We start from the raw sequence: 25655 nt of genomic DNA, 5'->3' as shown, positions 1-25655 counted from the left end.
CTTATGGACACCAAACTGCTCGATATCCTCGCTTGCCCCGTGTGCAAAGGCCCGCTAAAACTCAGCGCCGACAAAACCGAACTGATCAGCAAGGGGGCCGGTCTGGCCTATCCGATCCGTGATGGCATACCGGTTATGCTGGAAACCGAAGCCCGTACCCTGAGCACTGATGAGCGTCTGGATAAATGATTCCGGTTTTTACAGTGGTGATTCCATCGCGCTTTGCCTCGACCCGCTTGCCTGGCAAACCGCTGCAAATGATTGCCGGTAAGCCGATGGTCCAGCACGTCTGGGAACAGGCCTGTAAAAGCAGTGCGCAGCGGGTGGTGGTTGCCACCGACGATGCGCGCATTGTTGAGGCCTGCAAGGCGTTTGGCGCCGAAGTCGTGATGACCCGAACTGACCATGAATCGGGCACCGATCGCCTGGCCGAGGTCGCCACGCAACTGGGCTTGGCCAGCGATGCCATCGTGGTCAATGTCCAGGGTGACGAACCGCTGATCCCGCCGCGGGTGATCGATCAGGTGGCAATCAACCTGGCCGCGCACAGCGAAGCAAGCATGGCCACTCTGGCTGAGCCGATTGAAGACGTCGAGCAACTGTTTAACCCGAACGTGGTCAAGGTGGTCAGCGATACCAACGGGCTGGCGCTGACGTTCAGCCGTGCCACATTGCCGTGGGCTCGCGATGACTTTGCCCAGCAGCCGGACGTACTCCCGGCCGGTGTGCCTTACCGTCGCCACATTGGCATCTACGCCTACCGTGCAGGCTTTTTGCATGACTTCGTCAGTTGGGGCCCGTGCTGGCTCGAAAACACCGAGCGTCTTGAGCAGTTGCGCGCCCTTTGGCATGGTGTGCGGATTCACGTTGCCGATGTGCTCGAAGCGCCGCCAGCCGGTGTTGATACCGTTGAAGACCTTGAACGCGTTCGGCGTTTGCTGGAGGGGTAATGCGGGTTCTGTTTGTTTGCCTAGGCAATATTTGCCGATCACCCACCGCAGAAGGCGTGTTGCGCCAAAAATTGCGCGATGCAGGCTTAGCTGAGCGCATTGAGGTGGCCTCTGCCGGGACAGGCGGTTGGCATGCGGGCGAAGCGCCTGACGTGCGCAGCCAGCGGGCGGCCAAAGAGCGAGGTTATGACTTGTCGGCGCAACGTGCGCAGCAAGTCGGCGCTGCCGACTTCAATCACTACGACCTGATTCTGGCGATGGACAAGAGCAACTTTCGCGATCTCAAGGCCTTGCAGCCAGCAGGGGCCAAGGCTGAGCTTGATTTGTTTTTGCGGCGTTATGCGGCGGTCAAAGATGAAGTCCCTGACCCTTACTACGACGGCGAGCAGGGCTTTGAAGAAGTGCTGGATCTGGTCGAGCGTGCCTGCGACCTGCTGGTGATTGAGTTGAAGGGACGTTTATGAGTGTGCAGTTGCAGGTTGATGCGTCACTGAAGCCGTTCAACAGCTTTGGCGTGGATGTACGGGCGAGCCTGTTTGCCGAGGCACATACTGACTCGCACGTGCGCGAAGCGTTGCAGTATGCAGTCGATCATCAGCTGCCGTTGTTAGTCATCGGTGGCGGCAGCAATTTGTTGCTCACTGGCGATGTTCACGCATTGGTGTTGCGCATGGCCAGTCGCGGCATTCGTGTGCTTGAGGATGATGGCGAGCGGGTTGTGGTTGAAGCCGAAGCGGGGGAGGTCTGGCACGCTTTTGTGTTGTGGACCTTGGCGCAAGGCATGTCTGGCCTTGAAAACCTGAGCTTGATCCCCGGCACGGTGGGCGCTGCGCCCATGCAGAACATTGGTGCTTATGGTGTTGAGATCAAAGACGTCTTTGCTGGTCTGACGGCACTGGATCGGCAAACCGGTGAACTGCGTGATTTCACCTTGGCGCAATGCTCATTTGGCTACCGTGACAGCGTCTTCAAGCAACAGCCGGGACGCTGGCTAATTCTGCGGGTGAGATTTGCCCTGAGCCGTGTGGCGCGCTTGCATCTGGAATACGGTCCCGTGCGTCAGCGTCTGACCGAGCAGGGCATCGAACAGCCGACGGCCAGTGATGTGAGTCGCGCGATCAGCAGTATTCGCAGCGAAAAATTGCCGGACCCGGCGGTGCTGGGCAATGCCGGAAGTTTCTTTAAAAACCCGCTGGTCTCGGCAGTGTTGGCCGCCGAGTTAAAGCGCACGCACCCTGAATTGATTGGCTACCCGCAGGCAGATGGTCAGGTCAAGCTGGCGGCAGGCTGGTTGATTGAAGCGGCAGGCTGGAAAGGCTTTCGTGAACGGGATGCTGGCGTTCATCGTTTGCAGTCGCTGGTACTGGTGAACTATGGCTCGGCCACAGGCCTAGAGTTGCTGGCCCTGGCGCAGCGGATTCAAGCTGATATTGCACAACGGTTTGCAGTGCAGTTGGAGATGGAACCCAACGTCTATTAAGGGGTTGCGCCCAGCTTGCAGTATTCACGCCCACGGGATGATTAATGAAACACCTACCACTCTGTGCGTTAGCGATAACTCTGGTGGCGTTGACCGGGTGCACGACAGCCCCGCCCAGGGACCCAAACAACCTCTGTAACATCTATCGCCAATACCCGGCCTGGTACAAGGACTCGGTGGCGATGCAGAGTCGCTGGGGCACGCCGCCTAACGTGGCGATGGCGATCATGAAGCAAGAAAGCAGCTTTGTTGCCGATGCCCTTCCGCCCCGCGCATACCTCTTGTGGGTTATCCCGTGGGGCCGGGTCAGCCCGTCCTACGGGTACGCACAAGCTCAACCTCCTGCTTGGAAAGACTTTGAAACAAGCATGGGCAGCTCAGGCTCTCGCGATAACTATGCCGATGCCATCATGTTTATTGGCTGGTACACAGCGGGCACCCAGCAGCAGTTGGGGATTTCCAAGTGGGACGCGTATAACCAGTATCTGGCGTACCACGAAGGGCGAGGTGGTTACAGTCGCAACACCTACCGCGCCAAACCCTGGCTGATGCAGGTGGCGAATAAAGTCCAGCAGCAATCGCAAACCTATGGTGCGCAACTGAACCAGTGCCGTGATGAGCTGGAGAAAGGCCGCCGCTCGTTCTGGTTTTTCTGATACCAGGGAACCTGGCGGCCTTGACAGCCACTGACTGTATGGCTGAACAATCCCGCTGCCCTGGAGCTCAACTGTGCCAAGTCGCTTGAAGCAAATCCTGCTCCCGGTTTTCCGGGCAATGAACCTTGATACCCGCCGTCTGGACGACAGCACGAGCTACGTCATGACCCTGCACGATGACCTGAGGGTGGAATTCAGTGAGTCGCCATCTGACTTTCTGACGGTCAGTTGTCTGTTGCCCATTAGCGCTGAGCGTTTCGACGACCCGTACACCTTGGGCATCCTCCTGCAAACCAATGTGTTGGGGCTTGAGCACCCGCCGATTTTGACGGGCGCTATCGTTGAGCAGAAAAAGGTCATCCTGTGGGCACGCCAACCCTTTGTGATGCTCGACAGCACGGCCCTGCAACGTCTGTTTGAGCGCTATATCGAGCAGGCGCAAAAAATGCGTGATTGGTTGGCAAGCCCGCTGCAGGCGCCTGCCAAACGTACCGACAGCCGATTACCGCGCTAGCGTTAGTCCCCTTAAGCCGGGTCCCGGCTGTGCAAGCGTCGCATCGTGAGAATGAACGAGTCAGCATGTTCCCGGCGCGTTTGCGTGGCCATGCGATGCCCGTCTCTCGACGCATACCGACGCGTGCGTGAAGCCTCGGCCTCATTGCGCACGTGTGAGTCGGCGGTGGCCGGCCGGTCTCGGCGGCTTGTTGGCGCCCTCCCGCGGACCTCCCTTGGCGCCAGAGCTGGAGGCGGGGCGGTCATGGACGCATGCCGTGGCCGCACATACGTTGCGGCGGGGGCAGGCGCTGCTGCGTGCCACGTCGGTTCAGGGCCAGGGTGCATTGAATACAGTGGCGGCAGGGCTGGCGGGGTAGGTTGCCAGGCCACCGTAATCGGCGGCGGTGCGGCGCTCATTGAGCGAGTACGCGCGCGGCCGAGCCCCAGTGCGTGCTTGAGGCTCTCCATGGCCGACGTGTGCGGACGACGATTACCGGGTGTCGGTTTGCCGTTTTTCGGGTTGATACCCAACTGAATCAGGCGTTGCTTGAACTGTGCCTCAGACAGGTTGAGGTCCACTTGATGGGACCGGCCCACGCTGTCCTCGCCTTGGTAACGCAAGCCCAAGTTTTTGGCGCCGTGTTGTTGAGCGTAGGTAGGGGCCGTCAGCAACAGCTCGTTGAGCAGCTTTTTGCCGTCTTTGGGGCTGTTGGGATAAAGCGTGGCGAAGTCTTTGTCGATTTCTTTCTGACTGACTTTGCTGTCGTACAGCAACCGGGTGCGCTCTTGCGGCGCCGCATATTGCGGTAGATAGGTGTGCTGGACGTCAGGTTGTGGGCCTAGCAAAGTGAAGTCCTTGGTGCGAATGGCGCGCCCGAACTCTGGCCAGGCATCGACGATCACGGTTTTATCGCTCACACGAGGGTCGCCAATTTGCGCGACCGCGTGGTCGTGAATCTTTGAACTCAGTACCGAGACGGGCTGATTGATCCCTGAGCTTGCGCAGAGCAACGCGCAGACAGCGGCCATTTCGCCGCAGTTACCGGCTTCAAAGCGCGCCGCTGTGCGGGCGATGCCTGGCCAATCCTGCTGATGCTGTTGGTAGTCTGCCCGCGCCAGAATCGTGCGTTTGAACGAGTCACCTTCGGTGCTAATCAGATGCCGTTGCTGATTGCCCGACCCTCTATTAAGGATTTTCCACGTGTCATCGATCGCTTGATTGGCAACGAGCAAGGCATCCATTTGCCCGGCTGACACGTGCTTCACACGCACGTTGTGCCGTGAGCTGACCGACGCAATGGCGGGGTGACTTAACACGTGGTAAATCGGCACACGATGGTCGGGGTCGCCGCTGTTGTACAGGTCAGGACTGCCGAGAAACGGGAGGCTTTGGGTTGTCAGAGGCATGGTTATCTCGTTCGCACAGTGAGGGAGGTTCGTGACAGCGCGGCAGCGCGTAAATAATGTTTATGGCGTGAACAACGTACGCATCGGGCACCGTTCTTTTATCAAACACTTGATAAGCGGGTCTTAACTTGTTGTGTAAAAAAGAATGCGGCAAGTTATCAGTGGCGAGTCGCTCGGATTGAGTTCCATGAAGATTTAATTATTCATATAAGCGTTACATTCAAGGGTTAACAGTTGGGTGATTTTTTTGCTGAAAAACGCAGGCGGGTTCACAGTTTCATGTGAAGTACGGCGATTGACAGTCTGCGATTCAACTGTATTCTTTGCGGTGTCAGAAGTTAGCTGCTTGTGGCAGTTAGTCTTTAAGTTGGATCCAATAATGCGTGCTATTGCTTTCAGTGCCTGTGTGTAAGTCTTGTTTAATTGACTGTGTTATAGCGCCCTGATACCGGGCTGAGGCGGGATCATCTCAGCCGCTTTGCGGTTCTGCGTAGGGTCGTTGTTTCTGGCAGTAATACGACTTGGCAACAGCAGCGTTCTTAGCACTATTACTACCCGTCGGCACAGTAAGTTTCCCAGCCATAACGCCATGGAATAGTCGTGTGTGCTCGGCATAAGTGTCTCTGTCTGTTTAATGCGTTTAACGCCCTAATAGAATGAACGGCGGTGTGTCATGCGCGTTCTTCTGGACTCTGTATCCCACGTTTGATCACACTAAATTGCCAGTCGATTTATAACCCGTCTAACGGTGATGGGGTGATTGCATGTCTATAGCGCAGCCTTAAGGACGAGGACTGAATAAAACAGGTTGGTCGGGAGGTAGTTATGGGTGTGTATGATTTTTTTTATTGCGGGTCTGACAGCGAACATGAAACGCCTAACATAAAGATCATTGCTCAAAGCACCTCAGTGCTGGGTATCGATTTGCTGTTGTCAGGTGAAACGGGCACCGGCAAAGACACGCTGGCCCAGCGTATTCACGTGTTGTCCGAACGCAAAGGCAGTTTCGTCGCCATGAACTGTGCCGCGATTCCAGAATCATTGGCCGAAAGTGAGCTGTTCGGTGTGGTCAACGGGGCGTTTACCGGGGCCAATCGATCGCGCAAGGGTTACATCGAGGCGGCGCAGGGCGGCACGCTATACCTCGATGAAATCGACAGCATGCCGTTGAGTCTGCAAGCCAAGCTCCTTCGGGTACTGGAGGTGCGGGCCATTGAGCGTTTGGGTTCAACCACCGTAATCCCACTGGACTTGTGTGTGATCGCTTCTGCGCAAAGCTCTCTTGCAGACCTAGTGGAGCAAGGCAAATTTCGCCGCGATCTGTATTTTCGCCTCAACGTGCTGACTATCCAGTTGCCTGCCCTGCGCGAGCGTCGCGAAGAAATCCTCCCGTTATTCTCAACCTTTGTGGCCTCGGCCGCGCAAGACCTTGGGCGTAGCCAGAAAACCCTATCGCCCGGGCTGATGCAATCACTGCTTAGCCACTCCTGGCCTGGCAATATTCGCGAGTTAAAGTCTGCGGCCAAGCGGTTTGCCCTCGGGCTGGCGTCGCTGGGTGTCGAGGCCGATGAAGACCTAGAAAGCCACAGCCTAAAGGCGCAATTGCGGGTGATTGAACGCATTCTTATCCAGGAGGCACTCAAGCGCCATGGTCAGAGTGTGGATGCTGCCTGCGTGGAGTTGGGGGTGCCGCGGCGCACGCTGTATCACCGCATCAAAAGCCTGGGAAAGTGCGGCAAAAGCGCTGCGCATGAAAAAAACTGGAACCTGAATACATGATTTCTCCACCCATTAATAACTCGCACTCAGGCGAGTAATTATTGGGAGTGACTAGCATGACAAATCCTTTCCGCATGCCAGGTGGTATCGCCAGCGCAGCCGGCCACGCCGCTGATGTGGGTGTCACGGCGTTCAGCGGTATTGCCCAGGCAGCCAGTACATCGGCGGGCAATGCGGCTAACCAGGCACAGACCACCGACCTGTCGGGCGGCGGTCAGGCGGGGGCAGCCTCGTTGCAAATGATGCAAATGCAGGACGCCCAATCTGCCCGCATGATCATGTTCCAAGGCCAGCAAGCCATGCAGACCGAGCAGCGCAACACCATGCAAGCCGTTAGTTCGGCGCAGACTGACGCCGCCAACAAAGAAATCTCCAACGTTGCCCAGACCGCTAAGGGCATCAGTTATTAATCATCCCTAAGCCCTCCGGGTTTCGGAGGGCTTGCATGATGACTGTCGGAGATACGCTGTGACCCTTTCCAACGTCAATTCTGTCAAGGGTTTTACCCTTGAGCACGCACCTGTGGCCGATCACGAACCGCTGTCGGCACCTTCGCAAGCGGATGCGGACTTATTCAGCAACGCGCTGAACAACCCGTCCTCCAGCCCTCTGGCTGAAGGCTTTATGAGCGCACTGTCGGAGCGCCTAGGTTCCCAGGAAAAACTCTCCCAACAGGCCATGCGTTCCATGAAAGCGGCGTCTGGCTCTTCAGAGCCGATGGACGTGGTGAAGATGAGCCGTTCGTTGTCCCAGTACTCGCTACAAATGGCCATGACCACCAAGGTGGTGAACAAGAGTGCTCAAGCGCTCGATAAACTCACCAACCTGCAGTAGGCCTTGCGTGAACGTACGTGCCTGGGTGGTCTGTTTAGTTCTGTTATTACTTGCGGGGTGTGGAGACGACACGGTGCTGTTCGGCGGTTTGACCGAGCAGGACTCCAACGACGTCATCGCCACCTTGGCCGATGAACATATCGTTGCCCACAAGCAAGCACAGAAAACCGGCGTCACCGTGTTGGTTGCCGCCAGCGACATCAATCGCGCTGTGCGGGTGCTCAATGCCGCAGGCTTGCCGCATCAGACACGTGCCAGCTTGGGCGACATCTTCAAAAAAGAAGGGGTGATTTCTACACCGCTCGAAGAGCGCGCCCGCTACATCTATGCGCTGTCGCAAGAGCTGGAATCGACCTTGTCGCAAATCGACGGCGTAATCGTGGCGCGGGTTCACGTGGTGCTGCCTGAACGGATTGCGCCGGGGGAACCCGTGCAGCCCGCTTCAGCGGCGGTGTTTATCAAATACGCGGCGTCTGTGCTGGACCCCGACAGTGTGCGCGGGCGTATTCAGCAGATGGTGGCCAGCAGTATTCCGGGCATGAGTCAGGATGCTAGCGACTCGAAAAAATTCTCGATTATTTTTGTGCCCTCCGTGGAGTTCAAAGATCAGCAAAACCTGACCCCGTTTGGGCCGTTCTTTATCGACAGCCGCGACTTGGGTTTCTGGAACCTAATGTGCCTAGTACTGCCTCTGGGCGTGATGTTGGTGCTGCTGTGCGTCGCCTTGCTGATCCGGGCTGACTGGCGCGCGGCGTTACTGGGCCGCCTGCGCCCACGCCGGCGCGCCACGGCCAACTACCCAACGCCGTTATGAGCGACACCGACTGGGCCAACTGGTGGTGCTGCACGTGGCGCTGGATGCATCCGGGCTGGCAGCCGTGGGTGTCTGGGCAGGCGGTTGCAGCCTTGAGCGGCCTGTCGCGCAGTCGGCACGCTGATCTGCTGCAATGCCTAGGCGTGACGCCGAGCCCGCCGCCGCCACCAGTTGCCGAGGTTATGCACTGGTTGTCATTGAACGCGGCACAACAGGTCCAGGCGTTGTGGCTGGTTCAGACGATCTGTTGTGCCGTGTCCAACGACCCGCACACCGGCAGTGAAGAGGACTGGGCGTGGTGTCGGGGCGTGGCCAAAGCGCTGCGTCCGGGGCTTTGGCTGGATGACCGGGTGATCGATGCACGGGCCTTACTGGGCAGTTGGTTAACGCCTGACTGCTGGGCGCGGCTGCGGTTGGGCTGGTCGCCTGATGAAACGCTGGCCCCGGCGCAGGGTGTGCCTGCGCGAAAACTCGACGCCCTGTGGCGTGCCGTGTTGTGGCGGGTGAGCACGTGAAAGGAGCATGTGGATGCTAGTGCGCCGCAGGATGTCGGTCGGTGGGCAAGGCCCGCAAGGCCAGCAGATTATTCGGTTTGAGCAGTTTCGTGACTCGCAGGCTGCGGTCGATGTTCTGAGCCGTGCGCGGGAACAGGCCGAGGCACTGCTGGTTGAGGCACACGCCATGCGTCAGCAAGTTCTGGACGACGCCTTGGCGCAGTTCTGGGAGCAGGCCGGTGGCTTTTTGCAGGGGCTTGAAGCTGAGCGGAAAACCCTGCACGACGCGGTTGTAGAGGCGTCCGGACAGCTGTTGAACCGGGCGCTTGAACGCGTGTTCGAGGAATCGCCGCCGGGTGAGCGTGCTCGGGTATTGCTGACGCATTTGGCCGCGAGCCAGACGCTCGCGGCAGTGGCTACCGTCAGTTGTCACCCGCAGTTATGGGCGCAGGTTCAGGCGTGGCTGACTGCCAGCCGCTATGCGTCGGTGTGGCAGGTCCGCGAGGACAGTTCATTGGCGGTTGATGCGCTGCGCCTGAGCTGTGACAACGGCGAGTTTGAGCTGGACTGGGCAGGGTTGCAGCGCTGCTTGAGCGTGCCGGGCAGTCCGGCTGAAGTGGCTCGTTAAACCGCTGTACAGCGGCCACCTTTGCCCCCATCTGTATTCGCAGGTAATGACGTGCACGCGTGGAACCGGCAACAGGCTTTACGCCACACACTTCCCATCACTTGAGTCTGTGGAACCCCTTTCATGATCAGCTTCAAATCCCTGGAAAATCGCCTCGACCATAACTTCACCCGCACCCAAGGCGGCACCGACGACGCCGCCATTGAAGCCGCAGACAGCGGCAATATTGAAGACTTCAGGGCGTTCTCCGATGCCGCGCAAAAAATGGCCACCGCCACCTCCGTCATGAGCGAAGGGCTGCGCGCCGAACACGGCATCACCAAGTCGATCATCGATGGAATTCAATGACTTCGTCGCCGTGCTGGCCCAGTGGTTCGAGGCCCGCACGACAACCCCGCTCGATTGCTGGATCGATGACGCCAACGCCCGACTCGCCTTTGTCGAGGGCGGCATACGTTGCAGCATTGACGTGCTCGACCCCTATGACGCCAGTGCCCCGGAACGCCTACAGGGCATTCTTGGCCAGGGCGCGGTCTGCGTGGCTTGCCATTGCGACGGCGCACTCGCCATAGACCCGGACACGCAATGCCTGGTGCTGGTGCATTGGCTCGCGTCACCCTGTACCTGCGGACACGTCGTGGGGCTGCTGCAAAGCCTGGCCAATCAACGCGAAGCCTTGCTCAGCCTGATGCACAAAACCTCATTCGCCCCGGCTCCCGGCCAACCGCGTTCAGTCCTTCCTACCTGGCACCCTGGAGTGTGAAATGCATAACGCCTTGCGGTGGTTACCGTGCCTGTTGATGGCGGCAAGTGCGGGTGCATTCGCCGTCACGCCGCCCGCTTGGAAGCACACGGCCTACAGCTACGACGCGCAGCAAAGTTCTTTGGCGGCGACGTTGCAAGCGTTCGCCAAAGAGTTTGATATCAGCCTGGACATGGCGCCCATCGATGGGGTGGTGGACGGGCGTATTCGCGCAGACAGCCCCGAAGCGTTCCTCAATCGCTTGGGCCAGGAACATCACTTTCAGTGGTTCGTTTACAACGACACGTTGCACATCAGTGCCACCGACGATCAGACCTCGGCGCGGATCGAGGTGTCGCCCGACGCCGTGGATGACCTTAAGGGCGCACTGACCGACCTCGGCTTGCTCGACAGCCGTTTCGGCTGGGGCGTGCTCCCGGATGAAGGGGTGGTGCTGGTTAGTGGGCCGCCCAAGTATGTGCAGTGGGTGCGCGACTACAGCAAGTCGGTGGACAAACCCGATGAAAAGCAGGATGTCATGGTGTTTGCTTTGCGTTACGCCAACGCCGCTGACCGCACCATCAAGTACCGCGATGAACAACTGACCGTTGCCGGGGTGGCCAGCCTGTTACAAGACCTGCTCGACAACCGCTCGCGCAATGATTCGAGCGCCGCTCTCAATGCCCTCAATGTGTTGCAAGGGGCAGCATCGGGCGCTATGGGCGCAGCCGCTACGGGCAGCAATGCCTATGGTGGCGGTTCGACGTTGCTAGGCAGCGTGGACAACGAGAACTTGCAACAAGGTCTAGACCGCGTCCTAGCGGGCACCAGCGCCCGTTCGCAAAAAAACGCCCCGCATAAATCCCCTGTACGGGTGACTGCCGACGTGCGCAATAACGCGGTGCTGATCTACGACCTGCCCAAGCGTCGAGCGTTGTATGAGAGGTTGGTCAGGGAGCTCGATGTGCCGCGTAACCTGATTGAAATCGATGCCGTGATTCTGGATATAAATCGCGACGAACTGGCCGAGTTATCCAGCAACTGGAACGTCTGGGCCGGTGGCACCAATGTCTCAGCTTCATTGCTTGAGTCGGGCTCCAACTCGACGCTGTCAGCCGAGAATGCCGGGCGTTTTGCGCTGGCCATTCATGCGCTGGAAGGCAAGGGTGCAGCCACTGTGGTAGGCAACCCGTCGATTCTGACCCTGGAAAACCAGCCCGCAGTGATTGATTTCAGCCGCACTGAATACCTCACGGCAACCGGCGAGCGCGTTGCTGATATTCAGCCGATAACTGCTGGTACCAGCCTGCAAGTGATCCCGCGTTCGCTGCAACACAATGGCAAGTCGCAGGTGCAGTTGATCCTGGATATTGAGGACGGGCAGATCGAGCCATCGGTACTGGATGACACCAAACCCAGCGTGCGTACGGGCAATGTCAGCACCCAGGCGGTCATCGCCGAGCATGGATCGCTGGTGGTCGGCGGTTTTCATGTGCTGGAAACTAACGACAAAGTGCGCAAAATCCCTTGGCTCAGCAGTATTCCGCTGATTGGCAAGGCGCTGTTTACCTCCAACAGTCACCATGTCAATAAGCGCGAACGTTTGTTTATTTTGACCCCGCGCCTGATAGGCGATCAGGTGGACCCTGCGCGCTACGTTGAAAGTGGCAACTCGAACGATGTTGACGCTGCGGTCGAGCGCATTGACGAGCGCCATAATGCGCTAAAGCCGACGCGGGGCGAGGTTCAGCGGGCCTTTAGCCAGTTGCTCAATGACCTTCAACCGGCAGGGTTTGTAGCCAGTCAAGCGCCGCCTTTTGAGTCCGCCAGTGTGTGTGGCAAACAGCCGGGCATTAGCATCGATAACCAGAGAAGCCAATGGTACGAACGCAAAAACTGGAGCGTGGCGGTGCTGGTGGCGCGCAATACCAGTGCGCAACCGCAGCGCTTTGATGAAAGCGCGTGCGGCGGGCGCTGGGCCTTAGGGGTCAGCGTGTGGCCGCATGCTTGGCTGCAACCGGGCGCAGAAAGTGAGGTGTTTGTTGCCTTGCGTCAGCCTCAAGCGCCAACCGGCAACGCCACCGCACGGGTTTCATTGCTCAAGGAGGCCGCGCGATGAAAACGCGTGTATGGGTGCTGGTGTGCGGGTGCTGTGCCGCGCTGGCGGGGTGTGCAACCGCACCCGTTGGATGCGCCGGTCAGGCCTGCGACCGCCCCGATTCCAATGCCCGGGAACTGGTGGTTTGGTGGCCTGAAGACATGCGCTCTGGGCTGGAAAACCCTCAGCGGCCAATAGACTTTACTGTGGTGCCATTAAGAGACTGAACATCATGATCCGAGTTTCACAGAAAGCGGAGTTTTACGAACAGGTAGCGGCCGAGAAAATGGCCATCTGGCCAGTGGCTGCCGGTATCTCTTTTATCAGTCGCCGCGAGCATCACGATTGGGGGATTGCGCTGCATATCGACAGCCGCACTTTGCAGCCCCAACAGTTGCGCGGCGCGCTGGAGCGGCGCTTTACCCAGTCGCACCTGTTTCCCGACTATTTTCTGTTTCTGGATTCGCAACGTGATTTTGTGGTGTGGCATGCGGCCCCTGAAGACGGGCAGGGCAATGCGTCACTGGACAACATCCGCCAGCATCAATTGATGCTGGCCGGGCTTGATTACTTGGCCGATACCGGGCGCTGAGCTAGGCCAGCGCCTTGCGCACACTGGCGTGGGCCTGGAACGTTTGGCTGGTGGTGCGGTAGGCCAGGCCCATGACGGCGGCGCTGCTGGCGTTGCCCAGAAAACCCGCCAGCGCCCGTGGCAGCACACCGCGCAGCAGTTCACCGCTGGCCATGTTCACGGCACTGGCGAGGCTGGTCCAGGCAACACGGGCAACAGACTGGTCGAGCACACGCCCGTAATCCTTGAGCGGCAGGCTCGGTTTGAACTGTTGGGTGGCACCCGCCTGTTGCGTGTCGAAGTGTTTTTGCAGGTGATTGTCGAGGATCGCAACCACCGTGTTGAAGGCTGCGCGGGTGCTCGCCAGGGACTGGATCGAGGCGGCCAGCACTTCACCGTGCAACGGCTGGTGATCGGCGCCGAGTAGCGCCGGGCTGGACAGCGTCTGGCCGGACGGCAATACATGGGGGCTGACGCTGTCTTGCACAAAACCCATGCTCAAGGTCATGGCGGCATACGCCCAGCCGAGTACGGCCATGTCGTCCTGACTGATGCCGTGGGTTTTTCGTCTGCCATGGGTGGCGGTCATGCTCACGCTGGCTTGCATCGTGTCGCGGGCCACGGCGTAGATCACGTTGCGCAGTTGGGTCGCCAGAATGCGTGCGCTTAGCGCGCCATCACCGCGACTGGCGCCTAAGGCTCCCAGGCCCAGATAGATCACTTCGGCGGCAATTTGATTGCGTGTCACGTTGCGTGAATCACGTTTCATGTGTTGGCGCAGGGCGTCTTGTTTATCGGGTAGCAATGCATTCCATTTGGCTTCGCTCAAGGCGAAGTGGCCGCGCACCGCCACGCTGGACTCACTGCCTAGGCGGTCTAGGCGTGGTTGGCGCAGGTACACCTGAGCCGCGACCGACGCGACGGAGATTGCGGCTTGCAACGTGAGCGCAGCGGTCGGACTTTTTTTCGCCAACCCCTCGGCCAGCACGTTGTAGGTGTGCATAAAGATGACTTCGCGCACGTACGTCGGCGCCCCGCAGGTGGCCATTTGTTGCAGGGTTTGGCCGGCCGCGGCAAGGGTCGTGCGCCCTGATGGCAAGTTGGCAGCGCTGTCGCTCCAGGCTTGCACGGCGGCGTGCTGCAGACTGTTACCGATGGCCCCGGCGGCTGTGTAGCCGGGGGCTAGAAATTGGCGATGAAAGGCTTGAGCCAATCCGCTCACCTGAGCGGCGGCGCGGGCCGTGTATCCGGGCCGTTCGGCGGCGGGCTCACCGCGTTCCAGTTCATCGGGCGTCGGCTGGCGCCGCAGCGGTTCAAGGGGGATGTTATGGGGCAGGGGCGCAAGGCCCGCGGCCCAAATGGGGGTTGTCATGTTCATGCAGGGTTCCTGGGCGCCGAGGCAGCAGGCAGAGGTTGAGAGGTAAAACGGTCGGCCAATTGCCCGAAGTCCAGCAGCCAGTCGGCGAAATCTTCGCCTGCCAGTCCTTGGCTATTCCAGCGCGCTTGCACGGTGCTGCCGTGCGGGGCCAGCACCACCGCGCAGTGGGTCAACAGCAGCAATTGCAGGTTGGCCTGTAGGGCTTGCTCGCGTTGCGTCGGGGTCATTAAAGGCGTGTCGATTGCGGTGCTGACCAGCAGATGGCGCTGGTCACTGTCGGCGATGATTTCAAAGGTGCGGGCATTGGCAACAATCACCCCCACGGTCTGGATAAGCGTCGGTGCGTCGATGCCCAAGTGCTGCAATGCGCGCCTCAGCAGAGGGCTATGCCAGTCAAGGTTCAGGGTTGAGGTGTCTGGCTGAAACGCTGTTGGCGGTGTGGTCGGGGCGCTACTGGCCTGGCTGATGGGTGTTGCCAGCGCTGTTGCACCCGCCACCAGGCTTTCGGCAATCGCCATTAACTGGGCCAGTTCATCGGCCAGCCCGTGGTGTTCTGCGCCGGGGCGCGAGGCCAGGCGCAGCACCAGTAATCCGTTGCCCTGTTCGCTGAGTGCCAGACTGGCGGTGTTCATGGCCGATACCGCGCAATTGGCCCGCAGCAGCAGTTCACTCCACACGCTGGGTGAGCAGTGCGCCGGGCGGGGCAACAGCCCCAGCGCGACCCATTGCGCTACGGGTTGGGGTTGCCACAGCGAGAGTTGCAAGGTCAGGCCGGGCAAGGCGAGGACCGCGTTGCGGGCGAATTCGCGGGCCAGGCTGGCAGGTACGCCCAGCTGTGTCGCTGCGTTTTCCAGCCAAAGGCTTGAGGCATGATCGATGGGCTGCGTATTGCAAGCATGCATAGGGTGAGCATCCACAGTGTTGGCGCCTACGGAAATAGTGAAAATTGCCTGAGTGGACATCAGGGTTGTTCAACCCGAATGATCGTTTCACTCATCTCATCCAACTGACGAATCACCTGGTAAATGTGTGCCACATCCAACAGCGTTTCACGCGGGATATGCCGCCCGGTTCTGACTTTGAACAGCGCGCGCGCCAACCAGACGCATTGCACCACCGGGATTTTGCCCAACTGTGCGCGCTGGATCAGCGCCAGCGCCTCCTCGTCTTGCCCCTTGCAGTGAATCAATGGCAACGGCGTCTGCCCCGGCCGGTAATACAGCGCTACGGCAAAGTGAGTCGGGTTAATTAGCAACACGTCGGCGTCTTCTACAGGCCTGGGGGCCTTGCTCGGTTCAGCGTTGAGCAGCTCGCGGGCCAGATGCTTGCGGTGACCCTTGACGTGCGGATCGCCCTCGGACTGTTTGTATTCTTTTTTGATGTCGTCGTGGCTCATGCGCAGTTTTTTGGCATGGAAGTACTTCTGCATCGCGAAGTCGATCATGGCCAGGGCCAGCAGCAACCCCAATGTAATACGCAGCACATGGCGAAACAGGCTCAGCAAGGCATGCCAGTACGTGGTCAGGTCGGTGTCGGCCAGCAGCACGAGTGTGCCCAGCAGCGGTTTGATCGACACATACAGCGTGACCCCGATAACCACCGCCTTGAGCAGGCTCAACAGCAAGGTGGTCAGGTTCTGCGCGCTGAACATCTGCTTGAGTTGCGCGAACGGGTTGAGTTTGCCCAGATCAACCTTCAAGGCCTTGGGCGCAAACAGAAAGCCGATCTGCATCCAACTGCCCACAAGGCGCATGAGGATAGCCACGCCGACGCTCAATGCGATAAACGAAACCAGGGTCGATACGGCTTGGCCGCCCAGCTCGGACAACGTGCTCATAAAGGGCTGATGCAGGTGTTGCAGCGGCAACGCGGTGAGGTATTGCAGGCGGCCCATGCTCTCGTCGGCCATGCCCAGACACACCTCGCTGACGCCCGTGAGCACCAGCAGTTTGGTCAGATCCTGACTTTGCCCGACCTGGCCCTTTTCGCGGGCATCACGTTCTTTTTTGGGCGTCGCCTTTTCGGTTTTTTCACTCATGGCACATGGACCATTTGCTTAAGGAGTAACGTGAGGTCAAGAAAGTGCGTGATCTCGCCATTGCCCAATTGCAACAAAGTCGGCAGGTACACCAGCAAAAACAACAAGCCCGCCATGCTCTTGGCGGGCATCGACAAGAGTGAGACGTTCAGTTGCTGGGCATACAGGCCGATGATGGCAAAGGCCGCCTCGATCAGCAGCAGCACGCCAATAAAGGGCGCGGCATACAGCAGGGCGTGTTGCAGCGTGCGGTTCAGTTCAGCGAGAAATACATCCAGACCCTGTACATCCATGCCGGGCAGCCAGACGGTTGGCGGCCAGATGAGGTAGCTGTCCCAAATCACTTGGGTGATCAACGACAGGCCGCCCGACAAAATCACCAGCATGATCAACATTTCCTGGAACAGCTCGCCCAGCGGTGTGGCATCTGGCCCCAGCGACGGGTTGAGCTGGCCGCCGCTCAAGGCGCCGCGCTGGCTGTCGAGCAGGGCACCCACCGTGGCAAACAGCCAGAACGGTGCGTACAGCAGCAGGCCCAATAAAATCCCCAGCACCGATTCTTTGAGCAGCAAACCGGCAATCACAAACCAGTGATCGTTTTCCTGTACCAGCACCCGGCCGATGCTGGGGGCCGGGATCAGCGATACCGCAATGGTCACGCCGTAACGCAGCGGGCCTTTGAGGTATTTGAAGCAGAAAGCGGGTACCAGAATCAGGCAGGGCAGGATGCGTGCCATGGCCAGCCCGGTGCCGAGCATCAGCTCAAACAGGTGCTCGGCGTCTAGGGGCATCAATGCACGCCGCCATTGCGAGCAATCAAGTCGAAGGCGAGGTTGGTGAACTGGATCAGTTCCACGCCAATCCAGCGCCCGGTAGCGGCTAGGGTCAGGCCGACTGCGGCCAGTTTGATCCCAAAGGGCAGGGTTTGATCCTGGATTTGCATCAGCGCCTGCAACAGCGACGTCAGCACCCCCACCAGTACCGCCACCCCCAGCGGCGGCGCGGTGAGGATGACCACCAGTAACATGCCTTGCTTAAACAGCTCCAATGCTTCCACGCCAGCCTCACAGATAGGAATAAAACAGGCTGTCGAGTAACCGCGACCAACCCTGAACCAGCACAAACAGCAACAGCTTGAGCGGCAGCGAAATGGTCATGGGCGAGACCATTTGCATGCCCAGGGCCAGCAGCAGGTTGGAGACGATCAAGTCGATGACGATAAACGGGATGTAGATCAGAAAACCGATCTGGAACCCGGCCTGCAGCTCCGACAGCACAAACGCCGGGATCGCCAGTAGTAGGTCATTGCGGTCGGCTTTTGCGGCCATATCGGCGGGCCACATGCGGTGGGTGTTGTCCAGCAGATGGGCCATTACATCGGGGTCGGTGTTGCGGCTCATAAAGCGCTGAATGGGCTGTATGACGGTATTGGCACTGGCCTGGAGTTTTTCTAGGCTGCCCACCTGCAACGGGTTGTCGATGACCCGTTGCTGGATTTCATGGGCCACCGGCGCCATCACGAACAGCGTGGCAGCCAGCGCGATGCCGTACATGGCGATGTTCGGCGGCACCTGCTGCACACCGATAGCATTGCGGGTGATCAGCAGCACCATGGAAATTTTCAGGAAGGCCGTGCAGATGATCAGAAGCAACGGGATCAATGACAGTGCGCCCAGAAACAGCGCGAGCATGATCGGGTTCATACCGTCCAGAATCATTGGTCGAACACCACGCGGGTGATGTGCAGGCCCAGATGGCCATCGACCTCCACCAACTCACCATGGGCGACCACCCGTTCGCCATGGCACAAGGTCGCGTGGCCCGGCGTGACGCCGCTAATCCCCAGCACCGAGCCGGGTGCCAGATGCTGCAAGGCGCTCAGGCTCAGGTTGATATGGCCGCAGCGCAACGTCAGCTCAAGGTTCAGCCCTGCCAGCACAGACGGCGCAGGTGCGATGGCGTGCGGTGCGTCAGTAGCGCCGGGATAAGCGTCATCGAAACGCAGGTTTTCTTCATCGGCATCGCTGTCGATTTCATAGTCATTGCTCATGGGCGTTTTCCTTGTGAATCAGTTGCAGCTGTAACGGGTCATCTCGAACAGGGCTCTGGACGGCCCACTGTTGATCGCCCAACTGCAATCGCCCGGCTCCGTGGATGTCGAACAGGGTTTCTTCGGGTAGCAGCACATCGCCCGGACGCAACGAGCGCAATTGGCTGACGGTTAAATTCATTCGCCCTGCCACCAGCGGATAGCGCAACGGCCAGTCAGCGGGTAATGGCCGTTCGACGCCGTGCCACGGGGCGGCGTCGAGCAGGCGCAATAAGGTCACGGCGCTGCAACTCAGCACGCCCTGTGCCTGCTCGCCTGAGCGCTCGACACTGATGCGGCAGTCGATGCGTTCGGGCAATGCCGGGGCTGATGCGGTGCCGGGTTCGAGCGGTGACAGCAGGTCGTGGAGTGTGCGGCTCAGTTGCTGATTGATCAGTTGCCAGTACCACGCTTGTGATGGGCCGCTGGAAATTACCGGGACTTCGCCGCACAAACTGAGCACTGCATCGGCATTGCTCAGTAGCAAAGACCCTTGCTGGCTCAACAGGTGCAAGGCGGGTTGAGGGCGGGTCATGTCGGGCATTACCCGTGGGCCGAGAGTGAGGTGTACCCGGTCTTCGCCACTGCTCAATTCCAGCCGCCGACCGCGCCCTAGCGCCAGGCCGGCGGCAGCGATGGAGGCTGGGACGGCCCGCAATTGCAGGGCGTTCATGCGTCACCTGCAGGGTGTAACGACAGCTCGACGTCATGCCCCAGCGCTTGCGCCAGCGCGCGTTCGCAGGCGCCTTGGTGTCGGCTGACGCGTTGCAAACTATCGGCGCGCTCAAAACCTAGCTCAATGGCCCAAATGCTGTCGCGTTTACTGGCGCGCACCTGCACTTTGCCCAGCGTGGGCATGAGTACAGTGGCACAGAGTGGTCGACGGCCAAGGGCCGGTAATTGCAGCGTCAGTTGCTCAATCAACTGCGTGGGCACGCCGTCGAACGCAGCAAACAATCCGGCGTTGCTGGTGCCGCCTTGGGAGTCGGACTGCGCCTCTTGCCCAGAGGCAGGCAGGGCCAGCAGTTGCTCAAACCACAGGCTGTCGGCATCCGGTACGCAGGGGCTGTCAGATCGGCTGTCGGTCACGCGGCTGCGCGCTGTCTCGCTGCGCTTGGGCAGAGGAGCATTGCCGGTCGCAGCCACGGGTTGTGGCGCAACGACCTGTTGCCGGGGCTGTGGCGCGGGCGCCAACGGGGCGTGGTGCGCGATCGGCGGGGTGATGGCTGATTTATTCGTCATGCAGGCTCTCGCTCAAACAGGCCAGTTTTTCGACAGCCCGCTGGCGCGCCTTAACCTCCAGCAGGGCCTGTTGCAGTTGCTCGCGCAGGGTCTCGATGCGCGTGTGCAAGTGGCTGATGTGTTGGCGGATCTGGGCCAGGCGGTCGAGCATGCGCCGCTCCTTTTCATGCCAGCGGTCGATGTCGCTCAACGCCACCGTCTGTTGCAGGTGCGCTGTCGACAGTTGCTGGCGCCGGGCTTTTTGGTTGTCGCGCTCCTGACTGAACGAGGCTTGGCTCGTGAGCAGTTGCTCGCACAGCTGGAGCAGCGAGTGTTCAAGGCGTTTACAGGCGCGTTCGGCACTGGCCTGGCGGTGCTGGCGCAGTGGTGTAAGTACGTTGACCAGCAGCATGAGGGCTGTGCGTTCGGGGTCGATTTCGACGGGGTCGTACATGGTTACTCCGGCACCTGCGAGGTGATGTGCACAAGCAAGGCCTGGGTCTCATCAAGGCTGACGGGCTCACGCAGGTCCTGGCGCAAAAAGGCGTTGAGGGTGTCATTGAGCTGCACTGCGCAGTCGGTCACCGGGTCGGCACCGGGCTGGTATTCACCCAAGCGCAGCAGCATCTCGACCTGGCGATAGGCGGCCAGTAATTGGCGCAGGCGATTGTTGGCCCGCACCTGCTCGCGTCCGGTGACGCTGCCCATGATGCGGCTGATGCTGGCGAGAACGTCGATGGCCGGGTAGTGGCCGCGTTCGGCGAGCTTGCGCGACAGTACGATGTGCCCGTCGAGCAGCGAGCGGACTTCGTCGGCCACCGGGTCATTCATTGAGTCGGCCTCGATCAGCACGGTGTAGATCGCGGTAATCGAGCCGGTTTCGCTCATGCCTGCGCGCTCCACCAACTGTGGCAACAAGGTGTAGACCGATGGCGGCAGGCCGCCACGGCCCAGCGGCTCCCCGGCGGCCAGGCCAATTTCGCGCTGGGCACGGGCGAAGCGTGTCAGTGAGTCGATCAGCAACAGGACTTTTAGGCCGCGCTGACGATAGGCTTCGGCGATGGCGGTGGCTGTGAAGGCGGCCCGTGCGCGCTCCATGCTGGAACGGTCGGAGGTTGCGCAAATCAGTACCGAGCGCTGGCGCAGTTGTTCATCCAGTTCATGGTCGAGGAACTCGCGCAGCTCGCGGCCACGCTCACCGATCAGGCCGAAGACAATCACGTCACAGTCCATGTTGCGGGCCATTTCTGCCAGCAAGGTGGTTTTCCCGCACCCGGCCCCGGCGAACAGTCCGACCCGTTGCCCTTCGCCCAGCAGCATGGCGCTGTCGATGGCGCGAATGCCGGTGGGCAGGGCGCGGCTGATGCGCGGCTTTTGCATGGGTGCCAGGGCTTCGGCAATCACTGGGGTGGTGGTGCGCAGGTCATGCACACCGGCAAACGCACCGTCGCCATCACCCACCAGCGGGCGGCCGAAGCCATCCAGTACGCGGCCCAGCAGATGCTCATCGACCCCGATGCGGTGCGCCATGCCCAAAGGGCGAATGCGTGCGCCGACCTGGATCCCGTCGGGTGTGCCCAAGGCGCTGAGCAAGGTGCTGTGCGCGGTAAAGCCAATTATTTCGGCAAGCAGGGTGCTGGCGTCCGCTTTGCTGACTTCGCACAAGTCGCCGACCTTAGCTGCCGGTATCTGGCATTCCAGCAGAATCCCGTTCACCGCCGTGACCCGGCCGCTGACCCGTACCGCCGAGCAGGTGGACAGGCGTGCGTGTTGCTCTTGCGTCCAGCGTTGCAGGGCGGCGTTCACCACGGCACCTCGATGTGTTGGTCACCGTCAAACTCGATGCGTTGATCATCGATGTGGGTCAGGCGTAAACCGTTGTATTGATCGCCGATGTACATCCGGTGCCCGTCAGCGGTGACCAGATGAGCGTTGTTGCCCGAAATGATTTGCGCAATCGCAAAGGGCAGGCCGCGACTGAGGGTGGCCACCTGATCCAACACGGGCACGGCGATGGCGTAGCGCGCAGTGAAATGCTCGAGCATGCGCCGGTAAACCTGCAGGGCCTCTTCATTGAGGCGGCCTTTAATGACTAGGCCGTCGCCGCTGTCTTCGAGCGTGACGTCGGTGAGCAGGCGTTCGCTGAGTAGGGTGCTGAGGTGGCGGCGAATGTCATCGCGGTTGGTCAACGTAATTTTGCCCGGCACGGACTCGGCCGCCGGAGATGCGGGGCTCGAGGAGGCGGGGTGATCGGCTGTGGTGACAGTGCGATTCATAAACGCTTGCGCGCCGATCACCCCCAGCACCAGCCCGGCGAGGGCCGCGCAGAGTAGTTTCCAGCGTGGCGCACGCGGTGCTGGGGCCGGTTCGGGGTGGCTTGCCCAGGCGGGCTCAGAGACCGGGGCAATCACGTGCGGGACTTGCGGCCACGCCGTTTCGGCAGCGGCCAGGCATAACCAGACGTTGCCCAGCGCGAATGCCTGATTGGGCCTTAATTGGGCGCTGGTCAGGGCGTGGCCTTCATCGTCGTTGATCAAGCTGTCTTCGGCGTCCAGCGACCAGCCGTCTTCAGTGCGGCTCAAGCGGCAATGCAATGCGGCGACGCCAGGGTCGTAGAGGGCCAGGTCGTGTTGGTCATCGGCGCCAATCAGCCATTGTTCACCCACCAATGGCAGCGCGGCGCCCTGATGCAAGCCGTTCAAGACGCGCAGCTCAAACATCTCGCTCACTCCCTCAGGCGGCATAGTCGTCTTCCACTGGCGACATTTCGTCTTCAAGGTCAAAGCGGCCCAGCACGTTGACTTCGGCTACGTTGCTGATTTCCGCAAAGGAGAGCACCGGCACATGGTGGAATTCCTCTTGCAGCAAGGTGCGTAGCGGACTGCGCAAATCTTGGGCGACCAGCATCACGGCACGCTCGGCAGAGCGCAGCGGAAAGGCCAGGCGCAACTGCTGAACCAGCAAAAGGCTGGACTCACTGTTGAGGGCAAAAAAGGTTTCGGTCTGGGTCTGGCGCAGGCTGTCGCGCAAGATGCCTTCGCTTTCCGGGGTCAGCAACCAGACCTGCAAACCGACGGCGCTGCAGTACTGGTTGTAGATCAGTGATTTAAGGGCGATGCGCACGTAGTCGGTCAGCGCTGTCACGTCGCGCTCGTGCTGACCGTGTTCTATCAACGCTTCGGCAATCACCCGAATCCCGCGTAACGGTACGCACTCGGAGGCCAGTCTTTGCAGCACCTGTGAGAAGCGCGCAAGGGGCAGCACGCGTTGCAGTTCCTGAGCCACTTCCGGCTGCTCGGATTCCAGCCAGCCCAGAATCGCTTTGGTTTCCTGCAAACCGATAAACTGCGGGCCGCAGGTCTGCAAGGCACGCTCCATGCGCTCAATAATTAGGGTGCTGGCGCTGATTGCGGCTACGGGCACAGGTTGGCTGTGCAGGGCGTCAATGGGCAGCCACAGCCAGTGGCTTTCCTGGCGGTCCACGGTGCCGGGCCGCGCCTGTTCGTGAAACTCCGAGGGGTGCAGTTGCCCCTCGATGGCGACATGGGTCTGGCTGAAGGTGGCCTTGAGCATGGGCACCTCATAGACCGTGAAGCGGAACTCGTCGGGTTCGAGGTGCGCCAGGTACTCGATGATGAATGACGGCAGCGTCAGCCCGTAATTGATCACCAGGCGGTTGCGCCGCTGGCGGATTTCGCTGACCAGCGCATCGACCTGCGCGGGGTTCTGGCTCGGGTGAAACTGCAACACGAACTGGCGGCTGGGCAGGAACATGCGCAAGTCATCCTGGCCATTGTTTTCGGGGGCAACGTATTGGAGCGGGGCTTTTTCGACCTTGGGTTTGGCCCGTTGTAATTGCAGCACGCCGCCCAGTCCGCAAATGATCGCGATGGTGATAAACACGCTGGCAGGCATACCGGGCATGGCGGCAAACCCGAGCATTGCTACCGAGGCGATGATCCATGCCTTGGGCTGGCTGGTGATCTGCTCGGCAATCTCGCGGCCGATATTGGATTCGGCATTGGGGGTGTCGTTGGCGACCCGGGTGATGATCATCCCGCTGGTCACGGAAATCAGCAGGGCCGGAATCTGCGCCACCAGGCCGTCACCAATGGTCAGCACGGTGTACAACTGCACCGCATCGCCCGCACTCATGCCGTGCTGGATAACACCGATGGCGATACCGCCAATCATGTTGATCGCGACGATGATCAAGCTGGCGATGGCGTCGCCATTGACGAATTTCATCGCCCCGTCCATGGCGCCGAACAGTTGGCTTTCCTTGCCCAGTTCGGAGCGTCTGCGCTTGGCCTCCTGGACGCTGATCAGGTTGGCACGCAAGTCGCTGTCGATGGACATTTGCTTGCCTGGCATCGCGTCGAGGGTAAAGCGCGCACCCACCTCCGCGACGCGTTCGGAACCCTTGGTGATCACCAAAAAGTTGACTACTGTGAGGATCATGAAAATCACCATGCCCACGGCCAAGTTGCCGCCCACCACGAACTGGCCGAAGGCTTCAACGATATGCCCTGCGTCCTGATTGAGCAGAATCAGGCGGGTGGTGGAGATCGACAGGGCCAGGCGGAACATCGTGGTAATGAGCAGCACTGAGGGGAATGTTGAAAACGCTAAAGGCCGTGGTAAGTGCATGGCCAGCATGATCAGCAAGCAGGAAATGCAGATATTCACCGCGATCAAAATGTCCACCAGCCAGGTCGGCAGCGGGGTGATCATCATAAAGACGATGGCCAGCACCACGAACGCGCCGACAATTTCTGAGCGGCGCATGGCCGCGAGGGCCAACTGGTTGAGCAGGTTGATGACCTTGTACATCAGGCAGGTTTTCCCCTGGCCAGGTTTTGCTCTTGCTGGGTCAGCTCGGCCATCAACGTCAGCAGATTGCCCAGCGCGTTTTGCCGCGCCTTGAGGTCTTTCCACAGCACGATGGGCAGTTGTTGCAGCATCGGCCGTAGGCCGTTAAGGAATGACAGTTGATGCTTGAGCTGGGGGCCACCGATGAACTGCGCCAGTTGCAGCGTGTCATGCAGGTGCATGCCATTGCCTGAGAGGGCCAGCAGGTGCTTGAGAAACGTCGGTGCATTGATCTGCAAGGTCGGATTTTTGCTGCGCATGCGGCCCAATAAGTGCTCGCAGGTGTGCAACAGGGTCGCGACATGGCGTGCGGTATTAAGGCCGTGCATGAGCGTGCGCAAGTGTTGCCGGGTGCTGGACGGGGTGAAGGCTGCGAGGTCGTCAGCAATGGCGCTGCGCAGGTCGCGCAGCGTCGGTTCGAACGGGTGCTCATCACCGTCCTGGCCGAGCAGGTTGTCGATCAGGCCAGCAATACTGTGTTGGCCTACAACGCCGGTGTAGTAGAGGTCGCGCAGGGTTTGTCGGCGCCGCGGGTTGAGGCTGGAGCGGGCAATGGCGCGGGCGGTGTTGATACCGGCGCGGGCCCGCCCGCCTTGTTGATGACGCAACACCTTCAACTGCCGCGCCAGCAACTGATATTCGTCGCTGGCCCCTTCGTTATCAGCTTGGCGTGCGGCAGCCTGGAGCATTACATGGGCTCTTGCCGCGTCGCCTCCCGCAGCGTTCAGGACCACGTCCATAACACGTGTGTTGGCGGCCTGAAGCATAAGTTCGCGGCGCAGGTTACGCACCGCGGCGTCCAGATGCTGGTCCTGGCTGCCCATCAGTAATTGATACAGCTCGCCCAGCTTGATGGCCTTTGACTGCAAGGCCGTGCTGCTGATGATCAAGTCCCGCTGGCTTAAGGTTTTGCTTTGTTGGATGAGGGCCGAGGTAAACCGAGCGACCTGTTGTGGCGTGGTGCCCTGATCGTTGGCAATCAGCGGAGCCATCTGCGCGTTCGCGAGCTCAGGCCGAACTGATACCGGCGAAACCGGCTGGATAGCACCCACGGGGTTGAAGGCAGAGATTTTCATGGCGCGCACTGATGCTGGGGGCTTGATCAGTGA

Annotated in this window: 32 protein-coding genes; 17 read left to right on the top strand and 15 right to left on the bottom strand. The window is 60.0% G+C overall.

The genetic code is table 11. The features are described 5' to 3' along the window. Nucleotides 1-3: 3 nt before the first annotated feature. From B347_RS0119155 to B347_RS25245, 6 genes are all read left to right on the top strand, one after another. Nucleotides 4-189: a Trm112 family protein gene (locus B347_RS0119155; RefSeq protein ID WP_003442540.1), complete on the top strand. Its 186-nt coding sequence runs from the start codon at nt 4-6 to the stop codon at nt 187-189. Then, nucleotides 186-950: a 3-deoxy-manno-octulosonate cytidylyltransferase gene (gene kdsB / locus B347_RS0119150; protein WP_019411313.1), complete on the top strand. Its 765-nt coding sequence runs from the start codon at nt 186-188 to the stop codon at nt 948-950. Before B347_RS0119155 ends, kdsB begins: the two co-directional genes overlap by 4 nt. Then, nucleotides 950-1414, top strand: coding sequence for a low molecular weight protein-tyrosine-phosphatase (locus B347_RS0119145; protein WP_019411312.1), 465 nt, complete (start codon nt 950-952; stop codon nt 1412-1414). Before kdsB ends, B347_RS0119145 begins: the two co-directional genes overlap by 1 nt. Continuing rightward, nucleotides 1411-2430 carry a UDP-N-acetylmuramate dehydrogenase gene (gene murB, locus B347_RS0119140; protein ID WP_019411311.1) on the top strand — a complete coding sequence of 340 codons (1020 nt, stop codon included), beginning with the start codon at nt 1411-1413 and terminating at the stop codon, nt 2428-2430. The genes B347_RS0119145 and murB overlap by 4 nt, the downstream gene beginning before the upstream one ends. A 44-nt stretch (nt 2431-2474) precedes the next feature. Beyond that, nucleotides 2475-3086, top strand: coding sequence for a hypothetical protein (locus tag B347_RS25250; RefSeq protein WP_026014291.1), 612 nt, complete (start codon nt 2475-2477; stop codon nt 3084-3086). 73 nt (nt 3087-3159) lie between these two features. Continuing rightward, nucleotides 3160-3600, top strand: coding sequence for a CesT family type III secretion system chaperone (locus B347_RS25245; RefSeq protein WP_019411309.1), 441 nt, complete (start codon nt 3160-3162; stop codon nt 3598-3600). A gap of 11 nt (nt 3601-3611) precedes the next feature. Here B347_RS25245 and B347_RS25625 read toward each other — a convergent pair whose 3' ends face one another. Then, the gene (locus B347_RS25625) at nt 3612-4988 is read right to left on the bottom strand and encodes a hypothetical protein (RefSeq protein WP_019411308.1); all 1377 of its coding nucleotides are present in this window, start codon (nt 4986-4988) and stop codon (nt 3612-3614) included. An 825-nt stretch (nt 4989-5813) separates the two neighbouring features. On the opposite strand from B347_RS25625, the gene B347_RS0119120 reads away from it, so the two are divergent. The 11 genes from B347_RS0119120 to B347_RS0119075 all read left to right on the top strand — a co-directional run bounded on the left by B347_RS0119120 (nt 5814) and on the right by B347_RS0119075 (nt 12969). After that, nucleotides 5814-6767 (top strand): sigma-54-dependent Fis family transcriptional regulator, encoded by a 954-nt coding sequence (locus B347_RS0119120; protein WP_019411307.1) that lies wholly within the window; start codon nt 5814-5816, stop codon nt 6765-6767. A gap of 56 nt (nt 6768-6823) precedes the next feature. Beyond that, complete coding sequence (locus B347_RS0119115; protein WP_019411306.1) at nt 6824-7177, top strand: hypothetical protein; 354 nt, start codon at nt 6824-6826, stop codon at nt 7175-7177. Nucleotides 7178-7235: 58 nt separating this feature from the next. Then, nucleotides 7236-7601 (top strand): type III secretion system inner rod subunit SctI, encoded by a 366-nt coding sequence (gene sctI / locus B347_RS0119110; protein ID WP_019411305.1) that lies wholly within the window; start codon nt 7236-7238, stop codon nt 7599-7601. A gap of 7 nt (nt 7602-7608) precedes the next feature. Next, nucleotides 7609-8415 (top strand): type III secretion system inner membrane ring lipoprotein SctJ, encoded by an 807-nt coding sequence (gene sctJ / locus B347_RS0119105; protein WP_026014290.1) that lies wholly within the window; start codon nt 7609-7611, stop codon nt 8413-8415. Further along, nucleotides 8412-8930: a hypothetical protein gene (locus tag B347_RS0119100; RefSeq protein WP_019411303.1), complete on the top strand. Its 519-nt coding sequence runs from the start codon at nt 8412-8414 to the stop codon at nt 8928-8930. The genes sctJ and B347_RS0119100 overlap by 4 nt, the downstream gene beginning before the upstream one ends. 13 nt (nt 8931-8943) lie before the next feature. Further along, nucleotides 8944-9537, top strand: a complete 594-nt coding sequence (locus B347_RS0119095) for an HrpE/YscL family type III secretion apparatus protein (protein WP_019411302.1) — start codon at nt 8944-8946, stop codon at nt 9535-9537. A 123-nt stretch (nt 9538-9660) separates the two neighbouring features. Continuing rightward, complete coding sequence (locus B347_RS0119090) at nt 9661-9885, top strand: hypothetical protein (RefSeq protein WP_019411301.1); 225 nt, start codon at nt 9661-9663, stop codon at nt 9883-9885. Then, a complete protein-coding gene (locus tag B347_RS0119085) occupies nt 9872-10300 on the top strand; it encodes a hypothetical protein (RefSeq protein WP_019411300.1) in 429 nt (142 codons plus the stop codon). Before B347_RS0119090 ends, B347_RS0119085 begins: the two co-directional genes overlap by 14 nt. 1 nt (nt 10301) lies before the next feature. Next, nucleotides 10302-12398, top strand: coding sequence for a type III secretion system outer membrane ring subunit SctC (gene sctC / locus B347_RS0119080; RefSeq protein ID WP_019411299.1), 2097 nt, complete (start codon nt 10302-10304; stop codon nt 12396-12398). Then, nucleotides 12395-12604: an HrpT family type III secretion system protein gene (gene hrpT / locus B347_RS26095; RefSeq protein WP_081498318.1), complete on the top strand. Its 210-nt coding sequence runs from the start codon at nt 12395-12397 to the stop codon at nt 12602-12604. The genes sctC and hrpT overlap by 4 nt, the downstream gene beginning before the upstream one ends. Before the next feature lie 5 nt (nt 12605-12609). Continuing rightward, on the top strand, nt 12610-12969 hold the full coding sequence (locus B347_RS0119075) for a hypothetical protein (RefSeq protein WP_019411298.1): 360 nt from the start codon (nt 12610-12612) through the stop codon (nt 12967-12969). Between the two features lies 1 nt (nt 12970). Here the strand turns inward: B347_RS0119075 and B347_RS0119070 are convergent, their stop codons facing one another. The 14 genes from B347_RS0119070 to sctW are packed head-to-tail and all read right to left on the bottom strand — an operon-like array spanning nt 12971 to nt 25622. Further along, on the bottom strand, nt 12971-14326 hold the full coding sequence (locus tag B347_RS0119070; protein WP_019411297.1) for a hypothetical protein: 1356 nt from the start codon (nt 14324-14326) through the stop codon (nt 12971-12973). Continuing rightward, entirely contained in the window at nt 14323-15288 is a 966-nt protein-coding gene (locus B347_RS0119065; RefSeq protein ID WP_019411296.1) for a hypothetical protein, read from the bottom strand. The genes B347_RS0119070 and B347_RS0119065 overlap by 4 nt, the downstream gene beginning before the upstream one ends. After that, nucleotides 15288-16364 carry a type III secretion system export apparatus subunit SctU gene (gene sctU, locus B347_RS0119060; RefSeq protein ID WP_019411295.1) on the bottom strand — a complete coding sequence of 359 codons (1077 nt, stop codon included), beginning with the start codon at nt 16362-16364 and terminating at the stop codon, nt 15288-15290. The genes B347_RS0119065 and sctU overlap by 1 nt, the downstream gene beginning before the upstream one ends. Then, complete coding sequence (gene sctT, locus B347_RS0119055) at nt 16361-17155, bottom strand: type III secretion system export apparatus subunit SctT (RefSeq protein WP_019411294.1); 795 nt, start codon at nt 17153-17155, stop codon at nt 16361-16363. Before sctT ends, sctU begins: the two co-directional genes overlap by 4 nt. Further along, entirely contained in the window at nt 17155-17421 is a 267-nt protein-coding gene (gene sctS, locus B347_RS0119050) for a type III secretion system export apparatus subunit SctS (RefSeq protein ID WP_019411293.1), read from the bottom strand. Before sctS ends, sctT begins: the two co-directional genes overlap by 1 nt. A 7-nt stretch (nt 17422-17428) precedes the next feature. After that, nucleotides 17429-18082 carry a type III secretion system export apparatus subunit SctR gene (gene sctR / locus B347_RS0119045; RefSeq protein WP_019411292.1) on the bottom strand — a complete coding sequence of 218 codons (654 nt, stop codon included), beginning with the start codon at nt 18080-18082 and terminating at the stop codon, nt 17429-17431. Then, nucleotides 18079-18414, bottom strand: coding sequence for a FliM/FliN family flagellar motor switch protein (locus B347_RS25235; RefSeq protein ID WP_019411291.1), 336 nt, complete (start codon nt 18412-18414; stop codon nt 18079-18081). Before B347_RS25235 ends, sctR begins: the two co-directional genes overlap by 4 nt. After that, nucleotides 18404-19126, bottom strand: coding sequence for a hypothetical protein (locus tag B347_RS0119035; RefSeq protein WP_019411290.1), 723 nt, complete (start codon nt 19124-19126; stop codon nt 18404-18406). The genes B347_RS25235 and B347_RS0119035 overlap by 11 nt, the downstream gene beginning before the upstream one ends. Then, entirely contained in the window at nt 19123-19695 is a 573-nt protein-coding gene (locus tag B347_RS0119030) for a type III secretion system HrpP C-terminal domain-containing protein (RefSeq protein ID WP_019411289.1), read from the bottom strand. Before B347_RS0119030 ends, B347_RS0119035 begins: the two co-directional genes overlap by 4 nt. Then, the gene (sctO, locus tag B347_RS0119025) at nt 19685-20128 is read right to left on the bottom strand and encodes a type III secretion system stalk subunit SctO (RefSeq protein WP_019411288.1); all 444 of its coding nucleotides are present in this window, start codon (nt 20126-20128) and stop codon (nt 19685-19687) included. Before sctO ends, B347_RS0119030 begins: the two co-directional genes overlap by 11 nt. A 2-nt stretch (nt 20129-20130) precedes the next feature. Further along, the gene (locus B347_RS0119020) at nt 20131-21480 is read right to left on the bottom strand and encodes a FliI/YscN family ATPase (RefSeq protein ID WP_019411287.1); all 1350 of its coding nucleotides are present in this window, start codon (nt 21478-21480) and stop codon (nt 20131-20133) included. Further along, nucleotides 21477-22394 (bottom strand): FHA domain-containing protein, encoded by a 918-nt coding sequence (locus B347_RS0119015; protein ID WP_026014289.1) that lies wholly within the window; start codon nt 22392-22394, stop codon nt 21477-21479. Before B347_RS0119015 ends, B347_RS0119020 begins: the two co-directional genes overlap by 4 nt. Before the next feature lie 13 nt (nt 22395-22407). Further along, a complete protein-coding gene (gene sctV, locus B347_RS0119010) occupies nt 22408-24507 on the bottom strand; it encodes a type III secretion system export apparatus subunit SctV (protein WP_019411285.1) in 2100 nt (699 codons plus the stop codon). Further along, complete coding sequence (sctW, locus tag B347_RS0119005; RefSeq protein WP_019411284.1) at nt 24507-25622, bottom strand: type III secretion system gatekeeper subunit SctW; 1116 nt, start codon at nt 25620-25622, stop codon at nt 24507-24509. The genes sctV and sctW overlap by 1 nt, the downstream gene beginning before the upstream one ends. Nucleotides 25623-25655: the final 33 nt, after the last annotated feature.

The sequence above is a fragment of the Pseudomonas psychrophila HA-4 genome (genome assembly GCF_000282975.1).
GTDB classification, from domain to species: Bacteria; Pseudomonadota; Gammaproteobacteria; order Pseudomonadales; family Pseudomonadaceae; genus Aquipseudomonas; species Aquipseudomonas psychrophila_A.
The sequence above is the reverse complement of the archived record's forward strand: the minus strand, read 5'-3'. Positions and strand labels throughout refer to the sequence as shown.